The sequence below is a fragment of the Mycobacterium sp. 1423905.2 genome (assembly GCF_001673155.1).
Classification (GTDB): Bacteria; Actinomycetota; Actinomycetes; order Mycobacteriales; family Mycobacteriaceae; genus Mycobacterium.
The window spans coordinates 1-16890 of sequence record NZ_LZLE01000233.1 but is presented as its reverse complement, the minus strand read 5'-3'; the positions used below and the strand labels follow the sequence as shown (position 1 = coordinate 16890).

Sequence of the window (16890 nt, the reverse complement as noted above, 5' to 3'; positions counted from 1 at the left end):
CCCTGGGCGTCCAGTGTGAGCACGCGGCGCTGTTCACGGCTGATGCGCGCCCTGGCCGCTCTGTCAGAGCCGCCGGTGCACACTCGGCGTCACCGGGCAGGGGGCTCCATCATCCGCGTCGCCTCGGCGATGACCGCTTGGCGCAGCTCTTCGTCGCCCAGCGCGTCCAGACCGGTCGCCGAGCGCAACATCGGCTGAAACAGTCGCCAACCCAGTTGCAGCGCAAGGGCGTTGGCGACGGCCAAGCGCGCGGTGGCGTCGTCGGAGTGCCGCGAGCGCACCTGCTCCAGCAGCTCGGCGACGTTGGGGAACCGGGTCTGTAGCTGCTCGGCCGGATAGCCGTCCAGCAGCGTCCTGGCCCACACCCGCATCTGCCGGTCCATGGCCTGGTCCAGCACCTCGGGTGCCGCGCCGGAGTGCAGCAGTCCGGTGAGCTTGGCGCCGAGGTGATCCAGCACCGCACCCACCAACTGCTCCTTGGCGCCGAAGTGCCGAAACACCAGGCCGTGATTGACCTTTGACCGGGCGGCGATGTCCCGGATGGAGGTGGCGGCGGGGCCGCGCTCGGCGAACAGGTCGGCGGCGGCCTCCAGGACCGCGGCGGCCACCTCTTCGCGCCCGGTGGGAATCCCGCCCTGGGCAATGGTGGCCGACTTTGTAGTCACCCGTCTACATTAGCCGAGCGCGCCGGCTAGCTGGCCGCGTCGGCGCTGGGCAGGATCTGGTCGGGATGTAGCCGCCACCGCAGTGCGCCGGGTGCGTCCGGGGGCACCACCGGGTGCTGGGGCTCGATCGGGTCGAGCCGGCGGTATCCCTCGCCCTGCTGCGGACGTAGGTCGGCCTCCCCCTTGTTGGGCCACAACGACGCGGCCCGCTCGGCCTGGGCGGAGATGGACAGCGACGGGTTCACCCCCAGGTTCGCCGAAATAGCCGCGCCGTCAACCACATACATGGTCGGGTAACCGTAGACCCGGTGATAGGGGTCGATGACGCCGGTCTCGTCGCTGTCGCCGATCACCGCGCCGCCGAGGAAGTGGGCGGTCAGCGGGATGTTGAACAGTTCACCCCACGTGCCACCGGCCACGCCGTCGATCTTCTTGGCGATGCGCCGGGTGACCTCGTTGCCCACCGGGATCCACGAGGGGTTGGGCTCGCCGTGGCCCTGTTTGCTCGTATACCAACGGATGCCGAGTTTGCCGCGCTTGGTGAACGTGGTGATCGAGTTGTCCAGATTCTGCATCACCAGCGCGATCATCGTGCGCTCGCTCCACTGGCGGGTGTTGAGCAGCCGGATGATGCCCTTGGGATCCTCGCGGGCCAGCTGGATCAGCTGCCGCCAGCGCGGCACGTCGGTGCCTTCCGGTCCGGAGCCGTCGGTCATCAACGTCTGCAGCAGCCCCATCGCGTTGGAGCCCTTGCCGTAGCGGACGGGTTCGACGTGGGTGTCCGACGTCGGGTGGATCGACGACGTGATCGCCACACCGTGGGTCAGGTCCAGGTCCGGGGAGACCTTCAACCGGGCGGCACCGACGATGGACTCGGAGTTGGTGCGGGTCAGCATGCCCAGCCGCTTGGACAGCCGCGGCAGCTTGCCCTTGTCGCGCATGTTGAACAGCAGGTGCTGGGTGCCCCAGGTGCCGGCGGCCAAGATCAGGTGGTTGGCGGTGAAGGTGCGCCGGTCGCGGCGTAACCAGCTGCCGGTGCGGACCGTGTGCACCTCCCACAGCCCGTCGGAGCGCTGCTGGAAAGTCTTGACCGTGGTCATCGGGATGACCTCGGCGCCAGCCGATTCCGCCAACGCCAGATAGTTCTTCAGCAGCGTGTTCTTGGCGCCGTAGCGGCAGCCGGTCATGCAACTGCCGCATTCCAGGCAGCCGGTGCGGTCCGGGCCCGCGCCGCCGAAGTAAGGGTCGGGCACCGTCTTGCCTGGCGTCTTGGTTCCGTCCGGGCCGAAGAACACCCCGACCGGGGTCGGCACGAAGGTGTCGCCGCAGCCCATTTCGTCGGCGACCTCTTTGACGATGCGGTCGGCGTCGGTGAACGTCGGGTTGTAGACGACGCCGAGCATCCGCTGCGCCTGCTCGTAATGCGGCATCAGCTCAGAACGCCAGTCGGTGATGTCGCGCCACTGCGGGTCGTTGAAGAACGGGTCGGTCGGCACATACAAGGTGTTGGCGTAGTTGAGCGACCCGCCACCGACTCCGGCGCCGGCCAGGATCATGACGTTCTTCAGCGGGTGGATGCGCTGGATGCCGTAGCACCCCAACTTGGGCGCCCACAGGAACTTGCGCAGCTCCCACGACGTCTTGGCGAACTCCGAGTCGGCGTACCGCTTGCCAGCCTCCAAGATTCCGACGCGGTAGCCCTTTTCGGTCAGACGCAGTGCGCTGACACTGCCGCCGAACCCCGAACCGATGATCAGAACGTCATAATCAGGCTGCATGGCAGCAGTATGACCGGCTTTACACCGGATTCAAACAGCAACCCCTAGCTGCCTACCGTGAGCCCGACCTTCTGGAATTCCTTGAGGTCGCAGTAGCCGGCCTTGGCCATGGATCGCCGCAGTCCACCGACCAGATTCAGGCCGCCGAACGGGTCGTCTGAGGGGCCGTTGAGGACGCGCTCCAGCGGCGGGCGCTCCCCCACGGCAATCTGCAGCAACGCCCCGCGGGGCAACGACGGGTGGGCGGCCGCGGCCGGCCAGAACCAGCCTTCGCCGAGCGCCTCAGCGGCTTCGGCCAGCGGGGTGCCCAGCACCACCGCGTCCGCGCCGCAGGCGATGGCCTTGGCCAGTTCGCCGGAGGTGTGGATGTCGCCGTCGGCCAGCACGTGCACGTAGCGTCCGCCGGTCTCGTCGAGGTATTCGCGACGGGCGGCGGCGGCGTCGGCGATGGCGGTGGCCATCGGCACGCTGATGCCCAGCACCTCGTCGCTGGTGGTCACCCCGCGGGTGGAGCCGTAGCCGACGATGACGCCGGCGGCGCCGGTGCGCATCAGGTGCAGGGCGGTGCGGTGGTCGATGACGCCGCCGGCGACCACGGGCACGTCCAGTTCGGCGATGAAGGTCTTGAGGTTCAGCGGCTCCCCGTCGCTGGCCACCCGCTCGGCGGAGACGATGGTGCCCTGGATCACCAGCAGGTCGATGCCGGCCGCCACCAGCACCGGGGTCAGCGCCTGGGCGTTTTGCGGGCTGACCCGCACCGCGGTGATGACGCCGGCTTCGCGGATGCGGGCCACCGCCGCTCCCAGCAGCTCGGGGTTCAGCGGCGCCGCGTGCAGTTCCTGCAGCAGCCGGATGGCCGCCGACGGTTCGGGCTCCTTGCTGGCGGCCTCGACGAGTTGGGCGATCTTGGCTTCCACGTCGGCGTGCCTGCCGATCAGCCCCTCGCCGTTGAGTACGGCCAGGCCGCCCAGGCGGCCCAACTCGATGGCGAACTCCGGCGACACCAGGGCATCGGTGGGATGGGCGAGCACCGGAATCTCGAACCGGTAGGCGTCGAGTTGCCAGGCGGTGGACACGTCCTGCGAGGAGCGGGTGCGCCGCGAGGGCACAATGCTGACTTCGCTGAGTTCGTATGTGCGGCGGGCGGTTCGGCCCATGCCGATTTCAACCATGGTCGCCGTCAGCGCGCGTAGTAGTTGGGGGCTTCGACGGTCATCGCGACGTCGTGCGGATGACTCTCCTTCAACCCCGCCGCCGTGATCCGGACGAACTGCGCCTGCTGCAGCACCTCGATGGTCGGCGACCCGGTGTAGCCCATCGCCGCGCGCAACCCGCCGGTGAGCTGGTGGATCACCGAGGACAGCGGGCCGCGGAACGGTACCCGGCCCTCGATGCCCTCGGGCACCAGCTTGTCCTCGGATAGGGCGTCGTCGGCGAAGTATCGGTCCTTGGAGTAGGACTTGGCGCCGCCGCGCCCTTGCATGGCGCCCAGTGATCCCATGCCGCGGTAGCTCTTGTACTGCTTGCCGTTGACGAAGATCAGCTCGCCGGGGGCTTCGGCGGTACCGGCCAGCAACGACCCGAGCATGGCGGTGGACGCGCCGGCGGCCAGGGCCTTGGCGATGTCACCGGAGTACTGCAGCCCGCCGTCGGCGATCACCGGTACACCGGCCGGTCCGCACACCGCGACGGCTTCCAGAATCGCGGTGATCTGGGGCGCGCCCACCCCGGCCACCACGCGGGTGGTGCAGATCGAGCCCGGTCCCACGCCGACCTTGACCGCGTCGGCGCCGGCGTCGACCAGCGCCGCGGCCGCGGACCTGGTCGCGACGTTGCCGCCGATCACCTCGACCCGGTCGCCGACTTCGGCCTTCAATTTGCCGACCATGTCCAGCACCAGCCGGTTGTGGGCGTGCGCGGTGTCGACGATCAGCACGTCCACCCCGGCGTCGACCAGCATCATGGCGCGGACCCAGGCGTCACCCCCGACGCCGACGGCCGCACCGACCAGCAGTCGGCCGTCGCTGTCCTTGGTGGCCAGCGGGTGCTGCTCGGTCTTGACGAAGTCCTTGACGGTGATCAACCCGGTCAGCTTGCCGCTGCCGTCCACGATGGGCAGCTTCTCGATCTTGTTGCGACGCAACAGCCCTAGCGCCGCCGACGCACTGACGCCCTCCTGCGCGGTGATCAGCGGGGCTTTGGTCATCACCTCGGCGACATGCTTGGACTGGTCCACCTCGAAGCGCATGTCGCGGTTGGTGATGATGCCGACCAGCGCGCCGGAGTCGTCCACCACCGGCAGCCCGGAGATGCGGAACCGCGCGCACATCGCGTCGACCTGGGCCAGGGTGTTGTCCGGGCGGCAGGTGACCGGGTCGGTGACCATGCCGGCCTCCGAGCGCTTCACCATCTCCACCTGCCCGGCCTGTTCGGCCACGGGCAGGTTGCGGTGCAGCACACCCATGCCGCCCGCGCGCGCCATCGCGATGGCCATCCGGGATTCGGTCACGGTGTCCATCGCCGAGCTCACCAGCGGCACCTTGAGCCGGATCTTCTTGGTCAACTGGCTGGACGTGTCGGCCGTGGCGGGCACCACGTCGGACGCCGCGGGCAGCAGCAGGACGTCGTCGAACGTCAGCCCCAGCATGGCGATCTTGTGCGGGTCGTCGCCTCCGGTGGGCACCGGGTCATTGGCCAGGCCGTCAACGCGCACGTAGGGGCTGTCTTCTAAGTGGGACATGCCACGGGTCATGGGGAGGCCCTCCATACGCGCGCAGAGTGGAAAAAACCATCTTATCGGCTCCCAGGAGGCGGCCCTTCGCCATCTTCTCCGCGCGCCGTCAGACCCGCACGCGGCCCAGCCGCGCCACGCGGTGAAATTCTGGCGTTATCTGTACCCGTTTGCGTAGGGTGGAAGCGTGCGTGACCACCTCCCGCCGGGTTTGCCGCCCGATCCTTTCGCCGACGACCCGTGTGACCCGTCGGCCGCGCTGGAAGCCGTGGAACCCGGGCAGCCCCTTGATCAGCAAGAACGGCTGGCGGTGGAAGCCGACTTGGCCGATCTCGCTGTGTACGAGGCGCTGTTGGCGCACCGGGGGATTCGCGGACTCGTGGTGTGCTGCGACGAATGTCAGCAAGACCACTACCACGACTGGGACATGCTGCGCGCCAACCTGCTGCAGCTGTTAATCGACGGCACCGTCCGCCCGCACGAGCCGGCCTACGACCCCGAGCCGGACGCGTACGTCACCTGGGACTACTGCCGGGGATATGCCGACGCCTCGCTCAACGAAGCGACGTCGGACGCCGACGGCTTCCGCCGCCACTAACCACTGATTCTCGTTACGGCGCCGGTGACTCCGGCGCCGTAGTCGTCGTGCTGCCGTGCCGGTGGTGGTGCTTCGACGTTGTCGTCGGTGTGTCCGACGGCGACGTGGTAGCGGGCGTCGTCGAAGTGGGGCGGGGGCTCGGTGCAGTCGTGGGCGTCGTCGGTGTGGTCGTCGCCGGTGTCGGCGAGACAGACGTCGACGGCGCGGTGGTGGTGGCCCGCACCGGCGGCGTCGTCGTCAGCGGGGTGGATTCCGGTGCGGGGCTGGGCGCCAGCGGCGCTGTCGCGTTGGGGTCGCGCTTTTCCACCTTGGTGTTGAGCTGGTTGACCTCGTCGAGCAGGAATTGGCGGCGGCTGCCGTCGTTGACCGACTGGACACTGCTGCTGACCTCGGCGAGTTGGGTCTCGGCTTGCGCCCACTGGCCTTGGGCGATCATCTGCTCGACCTTCGCCAAGTCGGCCTTGGCGGACAACTCGATCTGGTCGTCGCTGACCCTCGGCTCGTTGAACATCATGGCGTGCAGGCCGTAGAGCAGATCGCCGGGCCGGGCGTCGGCCACCACTGCGCCAAATCCACTGAGCAGCAACAACGATGCGGCCACCGAACCGACGGCGGTGACACTGCGCCGGGAGCGTCGGCGTTCGGCCATCCCGGCCAGCAGGGCCGCCTCGGCCTCGTCCTGGGACACCAGCGCGCTGGCCGGCGGCCAGCGCAGGTCGTCCCGCCAGTCCCCCAGCAGCGCGGCCAGCGCGTCCTCGTCAGGGTCGTCGAGGCGGAAGTCGTCACGGTCGGCCAGGGCGTCCAGCAGCAGGTCGGTGCGCGCCAGTTCATCCAGCCGGGGGTCGAACTCAGGCATAGTCACCCGCCGCAACAATCTCGTCTTTCAACCGCTGCAGCGCGCGGTGCTGCGCCACTCGGACCGCTCCGGTGGTGCTTCCCACGGCGGCCGCGGTTTCTTCGGCACTCAAACCCACGACGACGCGCAGGATCAGAATCTCGCGCTGTTTGGCGGGCAGGATCTCCAGCAGTTCGTTCATTCGGCTGACCGAATCGGCTTCGATGGCCAACTGTTCGGGACCGGCTTCGGCCGAGCGCCGCTCGGGCACCTCCTCGGCGGGATAGGCGAGGTCCCGGCCCGCGGCGCGGTGGGCGTCGGCAACCTTGTGTGCTGCGATGCCGTAGAGGAAGGCCAGGAAAGGGCGGCCCCGGTCGCGGTAGCGCGGCAGCGCCGTGATTGTGGCCAAGCACACCTCCTGTGCCACGTCATCGGCTGACAGACCACTCCGCTCAACGGTGCCGACTCGCGCTCGGCAGTATCGGACGACGATCGGACGGATGGTCTCCAGCACCTCCCGAAGCGCGTTCCGGTCTCCTGCCACGGCCTCCGCAACCACAGCGTCGAGACGTTCACCTTGAATTGTCATCGACGGCGATATCTCCAACGTTACGAACCGGACACATCCCGGGCTAAGTCACCGACATGACAATAACGGCCGGAGGCCGTTTCAAGCGGTACGCCACGTTCCCCCGGCGCGTCGCACCTGACCTGCGCAGATATCCCTGATTTCGGCCAATTTGCGTGTCGAAATCGTGACGCTTCCGATATCGATGAGCAAGCAAGAAAGCGCCCAACGCAGCGGAATCAGGCCGAGCTCTCCGGTGGTCTGCAGAGCGCGCTCGGCGACCGTGCGAGCCCTCTCGAGATCACCGGCGCTGCACAGCGCCGCGGCCAGCACGACATCGCTCTTGACGCGGTGGCGCACCGACCCGCCGGCCATGGCCCGCGCCAGCTCGACCGCCTCCTCGGCGCGGCGCACCGCGGGCGTCCCAGCGCCGGTGGCCATGGCCAGTTCCGCGGCGACCCAGCACCGGCGCACCGCCGACCTCTGCGCTTGGGCGTCGGCGCGGTCCAGCAGCGTCGCCGCGGCGGCGAAGCGGCCGACGCCCAGCGCGTCGGCGGCCAGACCGATCAGCGCGTCGGCGCGGGCTTCGGCGCCTGTCCCGGCCAACGACAGGGCACGGCCGTCCCATCCGCGCGCCAGCGTGTGCCAGCCCAGTTGGCGCAGAAACGACGCGTGGGTGCTGTGCGCCAGGGAGGCCAGGGGGCCGTCATGAACTTGGCGCCGCAGCCGCGCCAGATCGGCATATGCGCTGCCGTAGCGGCCCAGCCCGCCGGCGGCCACGGCCCGCAGCCAGAGGTGGCGCGCCGTGGTAGCCGGAGGCAGCGGCCAGGTGTCCGGCCGATCGCCGAAGGCAGCATTGGCCAAGGTTGCTTCGATGCTCGAAGTGAGACGAGTTTCGATCACCGTGATAGCTGCCCGCCCTCGTCGTAAAAACTTTGTGCTGTCTGTGTTACCGGAATATTACTTAAGGGCCCCAATACGCCTATTTCAACACCATCACGGGCCATGTTGACCAGGGAAAACACCCATTGCTCGGCATCCGGTTAGCACGGCTAGTCATCGGGAAAGGTGCCATAGATGAACGCCAAGTTAATTCTCCTCCAACGCTTCCGTATTTGGTCACAAGCAGCGGCTATTGACGGAAATTCGGCCGCCGCCCTAGCGTCTACTGTGACTGGTAGTCATCGGTGACGCCACGGGCAATTCAGTTGCACAAGCACGTTCGCGGGCGTCACGCGGTGCCGTGCGGGAAGGATTCACCATGCCACAGCCGGAGCAGCTACCGGGACCCAACGCCGATATCTGGAACTGGCAATTGCAGGGCGTGTGCCGTGGCGTCGACTCATCGATGTTCTTCCATCCCGACGGCGAGCGCGGCCGCGCCCGGATGCAGCGTGAACAGCGCGCCAAGGAGATGTGCCGGCGCTGCCCGGTGATCAACGAGTGCCGTTCGCATGCGTTGGAGGTCGGTGAGCCCTACGGCGTGTGGGGTGGACTGTCCGAGTCGGAGCGGGACCTGTTGCTCAAGGGCAGCATCGGCCGCTCGCGCGGTATCCGCCGCTCGGCGTAACAAGGCGCGCGCATCCGCGTCCGCTGCCGTCGGCTAGCGGTCACACTCGTCACACCAGCCTCTCCGTCGGTGGGCATCGCTTTTGCCCACCTCAGCGCGACAATGCGCGCGGCACTTTGGTTTGTCGCGCGGAGGCGGGCAAAAGCACCACCGCTGGTCGGGGCTTACGCGTCGACCAGCGGCTTGAGCGCCTCTCCCACCTTGGTGATGACGCCCGGTGTGTAGCCGTGCGTCGGCAGGTTGACGACGACACCGTCGACGCCTGGGTCGAGCACCCGCCGCTTGATCTCTTCGGCCACCTGATCCGGGGTGCCGCGGACCGCCCGCCCGCCACGGGCCTCGCCGATGTCGCTGGGCGCGTCGTATCCGTCGATCACCACCGTGAGCAGCGTGCTGGTTTCCAAAGTTGCTGGGTCGCGGTCGATTTCGGCGCAGCGTTGCCGCAGGACGTCCAGCTTGCCCGGTAGCTGGTCGATGTCGGCGATGAGGTTGAGGTGGTCGGCGTAGCGGGCGGCCAGTCGGAAGGTCTTCTTCTCGCCGCTGCCACCGAGCATCACCGGAATGTGGTCGCGGTAGCGGGGCTCGTTGACCGCGCTTTCGGTGTGGTACCACTTGCCCGCGAAGGTGGGCCGCTCGCCGTGGAACATCGGAACGATGATCTGCAATGCCTCCTCGAGCTTTTCGAACCTCTCGGTGAAGGTGTCGAACTCGAAGCCGAGCTGCCGGTGTTCCAGCTCGAACCAACCCGCCCCGATGCCCAGGATCGCCCGTCCGGCGCTGACCACGTCGAGCGTCGTGACGGTCTTGGCCAGCAGTGTCGGGTTGCGATAGGTGTTGCCGGTCACCAGGGTTGACAGCTGCACTCGTTCGGTGGCGGTGGCCAAGGCACCCAGCGCGGTGTAGGCCTCCAGCATGGGTTCGTCGGGTTCGCCGAGCCCCGGCAGTTGATAGAAGTGGTCCATGAGCAGGACGGTGTCGAATCCGGCGGCTTCGGCCTCTTGGGCCTGAGCGATGACGGCGGGAAACAGTTCGGCCACGGGTGTGCCGTAGGAAAAGTTGGGAATTTGCAGTCCGAGTCGTATGGTCACGCTCTTCTGTAACGCCTTGGGCGGGCCGATATAGTCCCGTCGGGATGGGCGGCGTTTGCAATTTGACGGATTCGGGTAGGACCGGCCCATGAGAAAGGGCGCAGCCTGTGCGGTCGCCGTTCTGACCGCCATCACACCGTTAAGTGCATGCACCACCCAGAACAGTGGCCAGCCCACCTCGTCGCCGTCGTCGAGCGCGCCGCCCGGCACCGAGCGGATGACTACCCAGTTGAAAGGCTCCGACGGAAACCAAGTCGCCACGGCGACAATCGATTTCGCGAACGGCTATGCGACGGTGACGGTGGAGGCCGGTCCGAACCAGGTGTTGAGCCCGGGCTTTCACGCCCTGCAGATCCACTCGGTGGGCAAGTGCGAGGCCAACCCCGGCGACTTCGAGTCCGCCGGCGACGTCTACCAGGCGCCGAACCACACCGGCTACCCCGCCAGCGGCGAGTTGACCGCGTTGCAGGTGCGCACCGACGGCTCGGCCAAACTCGTCACCACCAGTAACCTGTTCTCCGCCGCGGACCTGAGGAACAGCGCGGGTACCGCACTGGTCATCCATCAAACGGCGCAGAACCTGGGGATCGGCCCGGCCGGCGACAACGGTAAACGGTTGGCCTGCGGGGTGATTGCCGCGGCGGCGTCGACGACAACCTCGTCCACCACGACGACGACCACCGTGACCACGAGCACCACCACGGCCGAAGTACCGCCAGCGTCGACGAGCACGAGCACGAGCATCAGTACCAGCACCGTCACGGTCACCAGCACCACCCCGACCGTCACGTCGGTGCCAAAGGACGTGACGACGACTACGCTCGCGCCTGGGCGCTGACCAGGCCGAAGGGCTCGTCAGATCCGGTTGATGCCCGCGATCAGCGTCGCGAGCCCTGAGGTCAGCACTCCGGCAACGAGCAGCGTTGCGCCCAGCCACAGGCTGACGATCATCCGGTTGGGCCGAGCCGGGTTGCGACCCAACACCGACAGGAAGAACCCGGCCGGCATCAAGATCGCCGCGAGCAACACGGCGATTGCCCCGCTGTCGGCCCACATCGGGTTGGCGCCGGTGGCGTTGCCAAGCACTGCCAGCAGGAGACCGAGCGACACCAAGACACCGGCGTGTGCATGCCCCGCACGAAAAAAAGACTTCTGGAGATCGTTGGTGTCCTTCCGGCCGGTGACCACCCGCAATAGGAAGGTGCCACCGGCAGCGATCGCGACCACCGAGACGATGGTTGCCCCGATCGTGATGCTCATCAGTGGGTTGATCAGTGAAATGCCCATCGTTCGTCTCCTACCGTAGCCTCGTTAGATATTTACGCTATCCAATACTGGATAGTGGAAGTATCTAATGTCAAGATGCAGGAGAACACGGATGCGAAGGAGGCGGGCCGATGTTGGTCTCGGAACTGGCGGCGCGCACCAACGTCTCAGTGGCAACGATCAAGTACTACCTGCGCGAAGGCGTGCTCATGCCCGGACAGGCCACCAGCGCCACCCGCGCGCAATACGGTGAGTTGCACGTCCGCCGGATCGCGCTCATCAGAGCGCTGTCCACACGAGGTCTGCCAATGGCTCACATAAAATCGATTGTTGAGCTCATCGACAAACCCGGAAGGTCGTTGTTCGCAGCACTCGGGGCGGCAACGGCGGCTCTTCCCTCCCCCGCCCAAGCTGCCCCCACGTCCGCCTTACCGCGGGCCCAGGCCGCGCTCGCCGCGCTCAATTGTGTTGTGCCCGACGATCTTCCGGCCGTCGCGCAGCTGGAGCAGGCGCTCGCCGACGCCGAAGCCGCGGGACTGCCGATAACTGATGACCGATTGCTCGCCTACGCGCCACATATCAGGGCCATCGCCGCCTACGACATCGACCATATGCCGCTGGAGTCGGCTCCGGCGGCTATGGAGTACGCCGTGCTCGGCACTGTTCTGTACGAACCTGTCCTAGCGGCTCTGCGCCGCATCGCTCATACCGAGCGGGCCGCCCAGCGGCTTGACGTCCCGGATTCCGGCGATCAGGGCGAATAGATGCGGGATGCGTCGAGGCCGAACACCCGCAGGGCCGCTGACTTGCCCTTGACGGCGTGCAAACCGCGGTCGGTGAGTCCGGGCGGTCGAGTGGCCAGTGCGTCGACGCACTGCTGAGTCAGCAGGGTGGCGTCACCGGTGGCCTTAGTGAGCTGCTCGACGCGCGCCGCGACATTCACCGTGTCGCCGATCAGGGTGAACTCGAGTTTGCCTGCGGCGCCGATGGTTCCGGCGATCACCGGGCCGGTGTTGATTCCGATGCCGATCCGTAGGGCGCCGTCGAAGAGCTCCGCCACACGCCGATGAATCAACACCGCCGCACCCACCGCCGCGTCGGCGTGATCCGCCAGGTCATTCGGGGCACCGAACACCGCTAGCGCGCCGTCGCCGAGGAACTTGTTGACGTGCCCCCCGGCGTCGACGACGGCCGGCACCACGATCTCGAACAGGGCGTTGAGGCGGGCAACCGTCTCCTCGGCGGTGTTCGCCTCGGCGAACGGAGTGAAGTCGCGGATGTCGACGAACATGACCGTCACCTCGCGGCGCTCGCCGGTGAAGACGTCGTCGCCCTGTTCCAGTAGTCGCGCCGCCAGGGCAGGGTCGACATAGGTGCCGAACGCCGCTTGAAGTCGTTGCCGCTCAGCCAATCCCGCCTGCATGCGGTTGAATGACGCCGCCAGGGCGCCTAGGTCATCATCTTGAACCACCGGAAGGCGTTGACTGTAATTGCCGGCCGCAACCCGCTCGGTGCCGTCGGCGAGGTCGCGGATGGGTCGCAGCGACGGTGCGAACGAGGCACCCACGGTTATCGGCACCGCGAACCCGACCGTCAGCGCACACCCGATCGCGACGGCGAGCACGGGATACTCGGCGGTCCGGGCGACCGCGGCCGCGAGGATCGCGCCGCCGACGGCGAATGCGAACACCACCGCGAGCATCGACAGGTTCGACCAGGCAGCGAAGGTAGGGCGCGAGCGGGGCATACCGTCACCGATGCCGGTGTCACCGGCGAGGGCGACGCGGACGGGCCGCAGCGCCGTCTCCACGAAACTGTGGTCCGCGATCAGCTGGATGGCCGCTCCCATCACGGCACCGAGGATCCCGTATTGCACGAGCCGCGATGTGGTGGCCCCGACAATCGCGCCGACGACGACCAAAAGCAAGGCGGTCCAGGCGGTTCCGCTCAGCACGGCTCGGGCAACGGTTCGCCGGGCAAACGTGTAGGTGGCCTGCAGCGCCTCGGCTCGGTCGACCTGCTGGCCGGCGGCATACCGCTCGGCGTAGCGGCTGGGGCCCAGGCCGGGAAGGACCATTGCGTAGACCATGAGTGGGACGGCGATCAGGGCGGCCGCTCCGGCCGCGAGATAGTGACCGGAATTTTCGTACGCGACGACGACGAATGTCAGCACGAGGTAAATCGGCAGCAGCACGCAGCAGGTGACGGCACAGATGGCCCAGGTGTATTTCGGTCCGTGTCTATTCCACGCCCACAGCCAGATGCGGTCCATTCCGTGACATTAGACGTGTCGGGCGCGCCCTAACTGATCTGTTTGACCAACGCGTCCATGTCGACGAGGTCCCAGACTTCGGCGAATTTTCCGTCCTCGACGCGGTACAGGGTGAACTCCGAGATGCTCACCCGCCGACCCGTCGCCTCGATCCCCTGGAATGTGCCGCGGTGGGTTCCGGTGACCGTGAAGTGCACGACGATGTTGTCGTCGTCGATAACCAAGTGCTTGATATCCCAGTGCCAATCCGGGAAAGCCTCTATGAGCGGCGCGAATTGGTCGGTGACCGTGGCCGGATCCGTCGGTGCGCCGTTGATCTCGATCGTCGGTGTGTAGAACCGCGCCATCGAATCGAAATCGTGCTGGTTGCAGTAGTCCAGATAGGACTGATACAGGGCTCGGTAGTCGTCGCGCTGCGTCACCACGACATGATCCCCTACCGATCACCGTCGCGCCGAGTGTGGGGCCTAGGGACGAGATCTCGACGAATCCCGTACTTAAGCCCCACACTCGGCGATCGACTACCTGACTTCGATGTCTTGAGAAACGAAAACACCCCCGGCGCGTGGGGCCGGGGGTGTTCGTTCAATCAACTAGTGATGGTGGTGATGGCCGTGGCCGTGGTCGTTCGCCTCTTCGGCCGGCTTCTCGACCACCGCCGTCTCGGTGGTGAGCACCATGCGCGCCACCGAGGACGCGTTGAGCACCGCCGACCGGGTGACCTTGACCGGGTCGATGATGCCCTCGCCGGCCAGGTCGCCGTACTTCAGCGTCCCCGCGTTGAGTCCGTGCCCGGCCGGAAGCTCACTGACTTTGTGCACCGCGACCGCGCCGTCAAGCCCGGCGTTGGTGGCGATCCAGTACAGCGGCGCGGCCAACGCCTCGGAGAACACGTCGACGCCCAGCGCCTCGTCGCCCGACAGCGACTCGCGCAGGTCCTTCAGCGCCTTGCGCGCCTGGATCAACGCGGATCCACCACCGGCGACAATGCCCTCCTCGACGGCGGCCTTGGCCGCCGCGACGGCGTCCTCGACGCTTTCCTTGCGCTCCTTGAGCGCGGTCTCGGTGGCGGCGCCGACCTTGATGACGGCCACCCCGCCGGCCAGCTTGGCCAGCCGCTCCTGCAGCTTCTCGCGGTCCCAATCCGAATCGCTGGCCTCGATCTCGGCGCGCAGGTGCTTGATGCGGTTGGCGACCGCGTCGGCCGTGCCGCCGCCGTCGACGATGATGGTGTCGTCCTTGCTGACCACCACCCGCCGGGCCGAACCCATGACCTCGAGGCCGACCTCGCGCAGCAGGATGCCGGCGTCCGGGGTGATCACCTCGCCACCGGTCACGATCGCCAAGTCCTGCAGGAAGGCCTTGCGCCGGTCGCCGAAGTAGGGCGACTTCACCGCGACCGCTTTGAGCGTCTTGCGGATCGAGTTGACTACCAGCGTCGCCAGCGCCTCACCCTCGACGTCCTCGGCGATGATCACCAGCGGCTTGCCGGACTCGGCCACCTTCTCCAGCACCGGCAGCAGGTCCGGCAACGAGCTGATTTTGTCCTGGTGCAACAGGATCAGCGGGTCGTCGAGAACCGCTTCCTGGGCGTCGAAGTCGGTGACGAAGTAGGCCGACAGGAAACCCTTGTCGAAGCCGACGCCCTCGGTGAACTCCAGCTCGGTGTTCAGTGTCGAGGATTCTTCGACGCTGACAACACCGTCGGCACCGACCTTGCTCATCGCCTCACCAACCAGCTCACCGATCTGCTCGTCGCGCGAGGACACCGTGGCCACCTGGGCGATGGCGTCCTTGCCCGACACCGGGGTGGCCGAGGCCAACAGCGCTTCGGACACCGCGTCGGCGGCCTTGCTGATGCCCACGCCCAACGCCATCGGGTTGGCGCCGGCCGCCACCAGGCGCAGGCCGCCCTTCACCAGCGCCTGGGCCAGCACGGTGGCGGTGGTGGTGCCGTCGCCGGCGACGTCGTTGGTCTTGGTGGCCACCGACTTGACCAGCTGAGCACCGAGGTTCTCGAACGGGTCTTCCAGGTCGATGTCGCGGGCGACGGTCACGCCGTCGTTGGTGACGGCCGGCCCGCCAAATGCTTTGGCGAGCACCACGTGCCGGCCACGCGGGCCCAGCGTCACCCGGACCGCGTCGGCGAGCTTGTTCACGCCCGCTTCCATACCGCGACGCGCGGTCTCGTCGTACTCAATCAGCTTGCTCATGAGGCTCCTCTAGCCCAGTTGTCCACCAACGCATGCCGCCCCGGAAATCACCCGCGCGGGTACGCGGGGATCGCCGGGGCGGGACACGGTGTCTTACTTGTTGACGACAGCCAGCACGTCGCGCGCCGACAGAATCAGGTACTCCTCGCCGCCGTACTTGATCTCGGTGCCGCCGTACTTGCTGTAGATGACGGTGTCACCCTCGGAGACGTCCAGCGGAATCCGCTTCTCGCCGTCCTCGTCCCACCGGCCGGGTCCGACTGCGACGACGGTGCCCTCCTGTGGCTTCTCCTTGGCGGTGTCAGGAATGACCAGACCGGACGCGGTCGTGGTCTCGGCCTCGTTGGCCTGCACGAGAATCTTGTCCTCGAGTGGCTTGATGTTCACCTTCGCCACGATTGGAGCCCTCCACTTATTAGCTCGGGTCCGGGGCGTCTGCCCCGACCACAGTTGGCGGTCGGTCCGGGCAACCCCGAACCGCCGAATTACCAGGTGTTTCGGCTTTCGTTCGTGCCCCGGCGCCGTCGTCGCGGGTGCCGACACAGGGGCTGTCTGAAATGCCACCTAGCACTCTATACATGAGAGTGCTAGCACTCAAGGCCGCCGCGCTGCTTCCCGCGTTCGGGTCAGCCGACCAGCCCCTTCACCACCGGAAGCCCCGGGTCACTGGGCACATCCAACGGCGACGGCGCGGCTCCGGCGGCCACCAGCTGCGCGGCGAAGGCGGCGATCATGGCGCCGTTGTCGGTGCATAGCCGCGGGCGGGGAATGCGCAGCGTCAGCCCGGCGTCCGCGCAGCGCTGCGTGGCCAGTTCGCGCAGCCGCGAGTTGGCGGCCACTCCCCCGGCGATCAGCAAGGTCGATACCCCCAGTGCGGTGGCCGCGTGCACCGCCTTATTGGTCAGCACATCGGCGACGGCCTCCTGAAAGCCGGCCGCGATATCGGCGGTCGAGGCGTCGGGATGGCTTTCCACATAACGGGCGACGGCGGTCTTCAGCCCGGAGAAGCTGAAGGCGTACCGGTCATCGCGCGGTCCGGTCATGCCGCGTGGGAACGCGATCGCGTCGCGGTCACCGGTGCGGGCCAACTCGTCGAGCACGCGGCCGCCGGGATAACCCAGACCCAGCAGGCGCGCCACCTTGTCGTAGGCCTCGCCCGCGGCATCGTCGACCGTGCTGCCCAGCTCGGTGATCGGCTCGCCCAGCGAGCGCACATGCAGCAGATGGGTGTGGCCGCCGGAGACCAGCAGCGCCACGCACTCCGGTAGCGGACCATGCTCGTAGAGGTCGGCGGCCAGGTGTCCGC

General features: G+C 67.4%; 18 protein-coding genes. 4 read left to right on the top strand and 14 right to left on the bottom strand.

Features of this window, described 5'->3' with window-relative positions; genetic code table 11:
* Nucleotides 1–89: 89 nt before the first annotated feature.
* From A9W95_RS14970 to guaB, 4 genes are read right to left on the bottom strand one after another with little or no spacing between them, the layout of a single operon-like run.
* Nucleotides 90–665, bottom strand: a complete 576-nt coding sequence (locus tag A9W95_RS14970; protein WP_067414060.1) for a TetR/AcrR family transcriptional regulator — start codon at nucleotides 663–665, stop codon at nucleotides 90–92.
* A gap of 26 nt (nucleotides 666–691) precedes the next feature.
* Nucleotides 692–2443: a GMC oxidoreductase gene (locus A9W95_RS14965; RefSeq protein ID WP_067414058.1), complete on the bottom strand. Its 1752-nt coding sequence runs from the start codon at nucleotides 2441–2443 to the stop codon at nucleotides 692–694.
* 44 nt (nucleotides 2444–2487) lie between these two features.
* Nucleotides 2488–3615 (bottom strand): GuaB3 family IMP dehydrogenase-related protein, encoded by a 1128-nt coding sequence (locus tag A9W95_RS14960; protein ID WP_067414057.1) that lies wholly within the window; start codon nucleotides 3613–3615, stop codon nucleotides 2488–2490.
* An 8-nt stretch (nucleotides 3616–3623) separates the two neighbouring features.
* Complete coding sequence (gene guaB, locus A9W95_RS14955; RefSeq protein ID WP_067414084.1) at nucleotides 3624–5195, bottom strand: IMP dehydrogenase; 1572 nt, start codon at nucleotides 5193–5195, stop codon at nucleotides 3624–3626.
* 166 nt (nucleotides 5196–5361) lie between these two features.
* On the opposite strand from guaB, the gene A9W95_RS14950 reads away from it, so the two are divergent.
* Complete coding sequence (locus tag A9W95_RS14950) at nucleotides 5362–5772, top strand: DUF5319 domain-containing protein (RefSeq protein WP_067414054.1); 411 nt, start codon at nucleotides 5362–5364, stop codon at nucleotides 5770–5772.
* A gap of 13 nt (nucleotides 5773–5785) precedes the next feature.
* Here A9W95_RS14950 and A9W95_RS14945 read toward each other — a convergent pair whose 3' ends face one another.
* The 3 genes from A9W95_RS14945 to A9W95_RS14935 all read right to left on the bottom strand — a co-directional run bounded on the left by A9W95_RS14945 (nucleotide 5786) and on the right by A9W95_RS14935 (nucleotide 8075).
* Nucleotides 5786–6628 carry an anti-sigma-D factor RsdA gene (locus tag A9W95_RS14945; protein WP_067414051.1) on the bottom strand — a complete coding sequence of 281 codons (843 nt, stop codon included), beginning with the start codon at nucleotides 6626–6628 and terminating at the stop codon, nucleotides 5786–5788.
* Entirely contained in the window at nucleotides 6621–7196 is a 576-nt protein-coding gene (sigD, locus tag A9W95_RS14940) for an ECF RNA polymerase sigma factor SigD (protein ID WP_082983110.1), read from the bottom strand. Before sigD ends, A9W95_RS14945 begins: the two co-directional genes overlap by 8 nt.
* Nucleotides 7197–7277: 81 nt before the next feature.
* The gene (locus tag A9W95_RS14935; RefSeq protein ID WP_371328075.1) at nucleotides 7278–8075 is read right to left on the bottom strand and encodes a hypothetical protein; all 798 of its coding nucleotides are present in this window, start codon (nucleotides 8073–8075) and stop codon (nucleotides 7278–7280) included.
* A 361-nt stretch (nucleotides 8076–8436) separates the two neighbouring features.
* On the opposite strand from A9W95_RS14935, the gene A9W95_RS14930 reads away from it, so the two are divergent.
* A complete protein-coding gene (locus tag A9W95_RS14930) occupies nucleotides 8437–8745 on the top strand; it encodes a WhiB family transcriptional regulator (RefSeq protein ID WP_067414082.1) in 309 nt (102 codons plus the stop codon).
* Nucleotides 8746–8909: 164 nt separating this feature from the next.
* Here the strand turns inward: A9W95_RS14930 and A9W95_RS14925 are convergent, their stop codons facing one another.
* Nucleotides 8910–9833 (bottom strand): LLM class F420-dependent oxidoreductase, encoded by a 924-nt coding sequence (locus A9W95_RS14925; protein WP_067414044.1) that lies wholly within the window; start codon nucleotides 9831–9833, stop codon nucleotides 8910–8912.
* Nucleotides 9834–9921: 88 nt separating this feature from the next.
* Here A9W95_RS14925 and A9W95_RS14920 point away from each other — a divergent pair, with 88 nt between their 5' ends.
* Nucleotides 9922–10671 (top strand): superoxide dismutase family protein, encoded by a 750-nt coding sequence (locus tag A9W95_RS14920; protein WP_067414042.1) that lies wholly within the window; start codon nucleotides 9922–9924, stop codon nucleotides 10669–10671.
* A gap of 17 nt (nucleotides 10672–10688) precedes the next feature.
* Here A9W95_RS14920 and A9W95_RS14915 read toward each other — a convergent pair whose 3' ends face one another.
* Nucleotides 10689–11120, bottom strand: coding sequence for a hypothetical protein (locus A9W95_RS14915; protein WP_253851664.1), 432 nt, complete (start codon nucleotides 11118–11120; stop codon nucleotides 10689–10691).
* Nucleotides 11121–11230: 110 nt separating this feature from the next.
* Here A9W95_RS14915 and A9W95_RS14910 point away from each other — a divergent pair, with 110 nt between their 5' ends.
* Nucleotides 11231–11863 (top strand): MerR family transcriptional regulator, encoded by a 633-nt coding sequence (locus tag A9W95_RS14910; protein WP_067414041.1) that lies wholly within the window; start codon nucleotides 11231–11233, stop codon nucleotides 11861–11863.
* Here the strand turns inward: A9W95_RS14910 and A9W95_RS14905 are convergent.
* The 5 genes from A9W95_RS14905 to A9W95_RS14885 all read right to left on the bottom strand — a co-directional run.
* Nucleotides 11851–13371 (bottom strand): adenylate/guanylate cyclase domain-containing protein, encoded by a 1521-nt coding sequence (locus tag A9W95_RS14905; protein ID WP_067414031.1) that lies wholly within the window; start codon nucleotides 13369–13371, stop codon nucleotides 11851–11853. The genes A9W95_RS14910 and A9W95_RS14905 overlap by 13 nt on opposite strands.
* A gap of 29 nt (nucleotides 13372–13400) precedes the next feature.
* The gene (locus A9W95_RS14900; protein ID WP_216638170.1) at nucleotides 13401–13793 is read right to left on the bottom strand and encodes an ester cyclase; all 393 of its coding nucleotides are present in this window, start codon (nucleotides 13791–13793) and stop codon (nucleotides 13401–13403) included.
* 171 nt (nucleotides 13794–13964) lie between these two features.
* On the bottom strand, nucleotides 13965–15584 hold the full coding sequence (gene groL / locus A9W95_RS14895) for a chaperonin GroEL (RefSeq protein ID WP_067414028.1): 1620 nt from the start codon (nucleotides 15582–15584) through the stop codon (nucleotides 13965–13967).
* Nucleotides 15585–15677: 93 nt separating this feature from the next.
* A complete protein-coding gene (groES, locus tag A9W95_RS14890) occupies nucleotides 15678–15980 on the bottom strand; it encodes a co-chaperone GroES (protein ID WP_036352908.1) in 303 nt (100 codons plus the stop codon).
* 230 nt (nucleotides 15981–16210) lie between these two features.
* A partial coding sequence (locus A9W95_RS14885; protein WP_371328074.1) for a tRNA (adenosine(37)-N6)-threonylcarbamoyltransferase complex transferase subunit TsaD occupies nucleotides 16211–16890 on the bottom strand: 680 nt, incomplete at its 5' end.